The following is a 7,093-nucleotide window of genomic DNA, read 5'->3' on the forward strand; positions in this document are numbered from 1 at the left end:
CAATTATTCGCTGTAAAAGTAAGTGCGGTAATTGGTTGAATTTGACTGCCTGTAGCTAAGTTAATCGTAACAGGTGCGATCGGTTGACTATTTAACTGAACAGTGTAACTTCCAGTTGCACCGCCTTCCGTTGCAGTCGTGCTGGCAGGATTAATCGTAATGCCAGGAGTTTCATTATCGCTGTTGCTGGCGCTGACATCATCGGGATTGAGATTGCTGTAATTAATGTCGGTACTGACAGTGGCAGCAGTGACAATATTGTAAGTTTTACTACCATCAGCAATGCTGTCGTCAACACCAGTCAACTTTACTGTTTGCAGTTCATTCCAGTTGGCAGGCGTGAAAGTTAAACTATTGCTAGAAACTGTTCCTTCTGCGGGATTGGAACTGCTCAAATCAATGCTAACATTAGCACTGGGTTGACTGTTAAGTTTAACGGTAAATGTAGCGCTGTCGCCTGCTTCTGTCGTCACTAATCCGCTGGCAGGATTGACGGTGACTCCGGCAGTGTCATCATTACCGATCGTAGTTGTAGCGGTAGCAGCGGTAATAGTCGGAGTCGGGCCGGGCGCAACCGGATTTGACAGAGTAACAGTAATAGTTTCATCCGGTTCAATTATGGCATCGCCCAACACATCTAAAGTAAGAGTTTTCGATGTCTCGCCCGCAGCAAAATTAACCGTACCAGTAATGCTAGTTCCCCCAGAAGTGCCGCCGATATTGTTGTAATCGCTGCTGTTTGTAGCAGTTCCTCCAATTGCATAATTTACACTGCTGGCAGCATCAATCCCGCCGCTGCGAGTCACGGTAAAAGTAACGGGAGTAGTGCCACTGTTGCCTTCGGTGAGGCTGGCAGTACCGACAGCAATGGCGTAATCTATAGCGTCATTGGCCGGAATAGTTAGTGTTGTTTCTTTTGTTGTACCTGCAATCCCATCAGTAATCGTACCAAAGCTGAACACTGCTGTTTCGGCGTTCTCTGCGATATTGTCAGCTTTGACAGTGACAGCAACATTCTGAGTGAGGGTGTTAGTACCTGCGGGGAATGTGAGAGTGGCAGGTGAAAAAGTGTAGTCTGAATCTTGGGTAGCTGTACTGCTGGGGTCGATAACAATTGGTACAACTAGATCGCTGAAGGGAGTGCCGCCGCTGATGGTGACTGGGACATTAACGATGGTATCTGTTGTTCCTTCTGTGCCGCTGTAAGTGGCTGCGCCGAAATTGACCTCAACGGTGGTATTCAGCAGGATGGAGACATCGTTAGAACCGCTATTGGCGGTGGCGAGATCGGGTTTGTTGTCGGCGTTAAAATCTTTGATGGCGATCGCTTTTGGGTTTGTCCCGACAGCATAATTAATGGGGTTATTAAAGGTGCCTTGACCGGTTCCAACTAGGATAGAAACGTTGTTTGATTGATTGTTAGCAACGGCGATATCGAGTTTGCTGTCGGCGTTTAAGTCGGCAACTGCGATCGAGGTCGGACTATCGCCTCCCGCTGCGTAGTTGGTGGCATTGGCAAAGGCACCTTGACCGGTGCCAAGTAGGATGGAAATGTTGTTAGAAACGCTGTTGGTGATGGCAAGATCGAGGATGTTGTCACCGTTAAAGTCTTCTGCTGCAATGGATGTTGGATTAGTGCCAACTGCATAATTTACCGGGATTGAAAATCTGTCTGCACCAGCGCCTCCCGTGTTGAGTAGGATGGAAACGTTGTTAGAAGCACTGCTAGTGATGGCAAGATCGAGGCTGCCATCGCCGTTAAAGTCTCTCGCTGCGATCGCCGTTGGATTTGTCCCCACCTGAGATGTATATTCAGGAGTAAAAAAGTTACCTTGAGCGTTTTTTAATCCGATGACAACGCGGCCGTTAACATCTGCTACAACTATGTCTGATAAGTTGTCTGCGTTAAAATCGCCTACACCGATCGCACTGAGTCGATTTTCCCCGGCACTAAAGGAAATGGAATTGCCAAAAGTACCTTGACCTGTTCCTGGTAAAATGTAAACGTAACCATTAGGAAATTCTCCACCAGACCAGCTAGTTAGGGCTAGGTCAAGAAAATTATCATTGTTAAAAATACCCGCTACGATTGGAGTGTAACTAGACGATTGATTCACGTTGGCAGGAGTGTCAAATCCTCCTTGACTGTTCCCTATTAACATGGAAACAGCCGTTCCGCCGATCGCTAAGTCTGGGATATTGTCGTTATTAAAGTTTTCGGCAGTCAGGGATTGGGGATTTGTGCCGACAGGAAAGTTGGTTGCGGAACTGAAAGTAGACATGATTAATTTACCGATTAGTTAACAACAGTAATCTTTGATGTTTCGAGTTGTGAAACTGATGCAAATCGCACCTAAGTTGCTGGCATCAGTGTCCCGACGATCGCAAGTACAAACAGGCTGCCTCCCACAGCGATAGTTACTATATTCCATACCGAAAATCTATCGTTAGGATTGTGGTTTGGGGCTGCTAAACTGTTCAGTTCATTCACAATCTCTTGAACAGGAAGCAAAACTATTACAGATAAAAAACTAACTAGCCAGTATGGGTCTGGCAGTCGGGCACACAGCGCAAGCCCAAACCAAGCAAGAGTCAGCAAGAATGGACTAAAGTTGGCATCAATACCGCGCAATTTAGCCCTATTTCTAATTTTCGTAATCAATGAATAACAAAAAATACCGTTGAAAACAGCTCTCCAAAATGGGCTAATGTCGTCTCCTGTTGCGGCTTTGAATAGCTGCCAGTTTTTGTAAAACCAAAAAATTTGATAGAGGCCCAAGGTTACTAGGGACATCACGAACAACTTGAAACGAGAAACAGGAAAAAACATTGGTTGTGAATCTTCGTTGTTCATATCAAAAACCTCATGGGTGGATACACTACTACTCGATCGGGACTTATACCCAATGCGGTCGATTATCAGGTCGATGGTAGGGGCGGGTTCACCAACAATATCTGCTAATAGACAATTTCAAAAACCCGCCCCGGCCGCGATCGTACTGTCGAATATCGGGGCGGGTTTACAGAATCTCTCGTTTCTCTTAAAGATATCCGCGAACCCGCCCCTACAGGAATTATGGTCGATTAACCGGACATCATATCAGTCCTATTGCTATTAGATTGAGCCAAAATTTGCGACACCGATCGCACTTGCCGTCACACCATTCAGAGATGCTAAAATCTCTCCGGTTGCGGACAAGCGGATGAATGTTGAACTGTTTTCTTGAGTAATTGACAATTGCGAGAAAGTCAGACCATTACCCAAAACTAACAAGTCTTTACCAACTTCAAAGTCAGTAATAGTATCAGTACCGGAATTGGTAGATAGCAAGAATTTATCTACCCCATTCCCTCCCGTCAAACTATCACTTCCCAAACCGCCATTCAGCAAATCGTCACCGCGATTGCCAAACAAGACATCATCACCGCTACTGCCGAGTAAAGTATCGTTACCTTTGCCGCCGAAAAGAGTGTCATTCCCCACCGCACCATCGAGGGAATCATTACCCCTCAGACCCAGCAAAACATTATTTGGACTGTCGCCAGTCAGGGTATCATCGCCATTTGTACCGAGAATTCGATCGGGGGAATTGCTGCCCAAATCTGCGTCGCCGGTGACAACAGGAGTTGCAATCCCAGCAGGTAATATCACAGCTTGAATTTTGGTATCTAAAGCAGCACCAGTATTCTCAGTAACTACCTGGGAAATTGTCTTAGTTCCCGCACCAACTTCTTTGAAGTCTTGAGTAGTTGGGCCCAAAGCTACTTGTTGGACGCGGGCAAGTGATTCAGGAATTGATGTTCCTGTTGGGTTGGAGACAGCAGAATCAATGCGCTGATTGGCTGTTGCCATTACAGTCGCAGCTTGCGAGGTAATTGAGGTAACTTTTTGACTGTTGAAACTGGGGTCAATCTGCTGAATTTTCGCGGCACTTTGCTGAATGATTGGTTCTAAAGCGAGTGCGTTGCTGAGGTTTAAAACAGTGCCGGATTGAATTTGACTCGTAATTGAACTGACAACAGCTTTGACAATTTCGTTAGTAGCTGCACTGGAAGCACCGTCAATCAAAGCGCTAGTTTGAGTGATGAAGTTTTGGACTTTCACCATTGCTGCTAAGACTTGGACGCCGCCCGGTTCGTTGTTGTTGGTGGCGCCGATGGGGTCGAAATCGGTGATGTCAACATCAGCGGGAATCGCCAGAGAAGATTTGACAAGAGATTGCGCTGTTTCCGGTGCAACTCCTTTGTCGATTAAGTCAGCGACTAAGCTGGTTAAGAGGGTGACAACAGTAGAATCCGGTGGTGCGGTGACTGGTGTTTCTAGGGGTAAGCCGGTGGCGGTGTCAGTGCCTCCAAAAGCAACTAAATTACCTTCTGATGAATCAATTTCCCCATTTTGATTTTTGTCGAAAGTCTCGAAGGGAATATCAAGATCGTATTCACCGTTGGAGTCAGTAGTAGTTGATGGCTCTCCGGCATCGAGGACACCGTTTTTGTTGGCATCTAAGAAGAGAGTCGCACCGGAGATATAACCGTCAATGACAGCACCATACTTGGATAGTTTCATTAAAATGACATCACTTGCAGTTGCACCCCATGTGTCCGTTGCTGTTAATTTAATTTCCAAATTTCGGGGCCCTGGAATTGTTCCTTGGAAGGTGCGGGTATTCTGGTTGAAAGTCAGCCAATACGGTAAAGCTTCACCGTTTTTTAAAGTGGCTGAGTAGGTGAGGCTATCTCCCGGATCGGGATCTGTGAAAGTGTTTGTCGGAAAGGTGTATTTGAAGTTCCTTCCATAGCTGACTCGCAAGTTCTGGAAATGCCACGGAGTTGTATTCGGGCCGTAGTTTAACAGTGGCGGGTGATTGCCAACAATACCTTGACCCAAAGCCAGCACATCAACGCGCTTGTAATTAAAACCAGTACGGGTAACGTTATCGTCTTCGTCGTCGCCGTCATTGATAGTGACACCGGTTGATTTCAAAAGGTCGGCGAACTCGGTTGGTGTTAGTCGGCGGCCAAATTTTTGCTGTGCTAACTGTTGGGCTAATACTGCGATACCACCAATGTGGGCTGTAGCTTGACTGCTACCGTGATAGGTGCTTAAACCGCCATCTTTGTCAGCCCCGGTGATAGGTGCCCCCGGAGCAAAAATTGTGGTTAATGTCCCATTACGCTGAGAAAATGGAGCAATGCGATCGGCAGCAGTGGTATTAGCAGTTACTAAATTATTAGTGCTATTATCCTTATTTGCAAAATAATTTCCCAAAGAGGAACTACCTATATCCGAATTGTATACCGCGCTAACCGATAGCGAATTCGGATCGGCTGAAGGGTAGTTTACACCTGGAGGATTCTGGTAATGGAAGTAACGGTTGCCGGATGAAGAGGCAACAATTATATTCTTCGCGGCCAATGCTGCCAGTTCATCTCCTATACCGTAGAGTGAAGTAGGACTGGTAAAACTTTCACCGCTGCCGAATGCCATATTAACGCTGGCAATGTTGTAAGCATCTGCATTTTGCAATACCCACTGCAAGGCTTGTTCAACATACGGAAACTTATTAATTTCGTCTGAACTACCAGCAGGTATAGTATCCTTTCTGATTTTGAGGTCGATAATCTTAGCCCCTGGTGCCATCCCGGTATAGGTTGGGTCTTGGGAGGCAATAATGCTGGCAATGTTCGATCCGTGTCCGTCTTGGTCGCTAGCATCCGCGTCGCCATCGGCAAAATCGTAGTTATAAACGATGCGATCGCTAATGCCGTTTGAGTCGCTGTCAGGGCCAAAGAATGGGTGGTTTAAGTCGATGCCACTATCTAATATCGCTACAGAGAAACCGCGGCCGTCGATACCGGAAAAACCGGGTGTGGCGCGGAATTTGTCGAGATTTATTTGTGCATTGGATACACTGGCAGAGACCAACCGACCCTTTGGGTCGTTTCCGCCGTCAAAACCATAGGAATATGATGCGTCCGAGAAGCTATTAGCGCTCGGCGAACTGAATATATTAGTCTGGACGCTTCTGACAAGATTGTTGATGCCACTAATCGGAGTAAAACGCGGTGTGGCGAGGACATTATTGGCGAGGAAGTTGTTATTGATGTTGCCCGAAGAATTTCCAGTAGTTCCAGTCGTTGAAGTGGGCTGCGAAGTTGTAGCTGTGGAGGCAGGGCCTTCATATCCTGTGGTTGTGATACCGGCAAGGCGAGGCAAAGCAGACAAGTTTAAAGTGTATGGAGTCTCCGCACTATTAACTGAAGAAACTCGAATGCTGTAAGTGCCGTGTTCCAAAATCCGGTTTATTGACTTTGAAGTAGTGCCGGAGTTTTGGGCTGTTGTAATGACATTTTGATTGCTGTCCAGCAATTCAAGCTTAACATCTTCATTCACGCCATCGACTGATAAATTGAAGTCATTGTTAGCTCCTAAAGTGAATTTGTAGTAATCTGGATAATTACTACTCACTGCATCAGTATAGTTTCTGAGATTAGAAGTTGCATTGATTTTGAGGGATGTACTTGGAGTGTTTCCAGCTAAGTCTGTTGCTGGGGAATTGTTGGTAACAGCGACATCGGCTGCATTTAACCCGGAGTATTTGCTATCCGGACTAACAGCAGGGGCAGTAACAATTGTGTAAGCTTTATTGCCGTCAACAATGTTGTCGTTAACACCTGTCACTGTTACTGTCTGCGTTGAATTCCAGTTACCAGAATTGAATGTCAGCGATACAGGTGAAACTATTCCTTCTGCTGTATTGGAACTTCCTAAATCTATTTTGACATCAGCAGTAGGTGGGCTGTTGAGTGTGACATCAAATGTTGCTGTTCCCCCTGATTCTGTCGTGATTAATCCACTTACAGGATTAACGGTAATTCCAGCAGGTGTTGGGGCTGGTGTTGGGGTTGGTGTAGGAGGTGTTGGAGGGGTTGGAGGTGTGGGAGTAGGAGGTGTAGGGGTTGGAGGTGTGGGAGTAGGAGGTGTAGGGGTAGGAGGTGTGGGAGTAGGAGGTGTGGGAGTAGGAGGTGTTGGAGTAGGAGGTGTTGGAGTAGGAGGTGTTGGGGTTGGAGGTGTGGGAGTAGGAGGTGTGGG

The 7,093-nt window shown here is 46.5% G+C and carries 4 protein-coding genes; 1 reads left to right on the forward strand and 3 read right to left on the reverse strand.

Going from position 1 to position 7,093, the window contains the following annotated elements; genetic code table 11:
* The 3 genes from QUA00_RS35710 to QUA00_RS35720 form a co-directional block, all read right to left on the reverse strand.
* Positions 1 to 2,282: FG-GAP-like repeat-containing protein (locus QUA00_RS35710; protein WP_333413280.1), on the reverse strand; the 2,282-nt coding region annotated here is incomplete at its 3' end.
* Between the two features lie 71 nt (positions 2,283 to 2,353).
* Positions 2,354 to 2,854 carry a hypothetical protein gene (locus QUA00_RS35715; RefSeq protein ID WP_333147929.1) on the reverse strand — a complete coding sequence of 167 codons (501 nt, stop codon included), beginning with the start codon at positions 2,852 to 2,854 and terminating at the stop codon, positions 2,354 to 2,356.
* 261 nt (positions 2,855 to 3,115) lie between these two features.
* A complete protein-coding gene (locus QUA00_RS35720) occupies positions 3,116 to 6,682 on the reverse strand; it encodes a S8 family serine peptidase (RefSeq protein WP_333413282.1) in 3,567 nt (1,188 codons plus the stop codon).
* Here QUA00_RS35720 and QUA00_RS35725 point away from each other — a divergent pair.
* On the forward strand, positions 6,660 to 7,093 hold a 434-nt coding region (locus QUA00_RS35725; RefSeq protein WP_333413284.1), incomplete at its 3' end, for a hypothetical protein. The genes QUA00_RS35720 and QUA00_RS35725 overlap by 23 nt on opposite strands.

The organism is Microcoleus sp. T2B6 (genome assembly GCF_036700475.1).
GTDB lineage: Bacteria > Cyanobacteriota > Cyanobacteriia > Cyanobacteriales > Microcoleaceae > Microcoleus.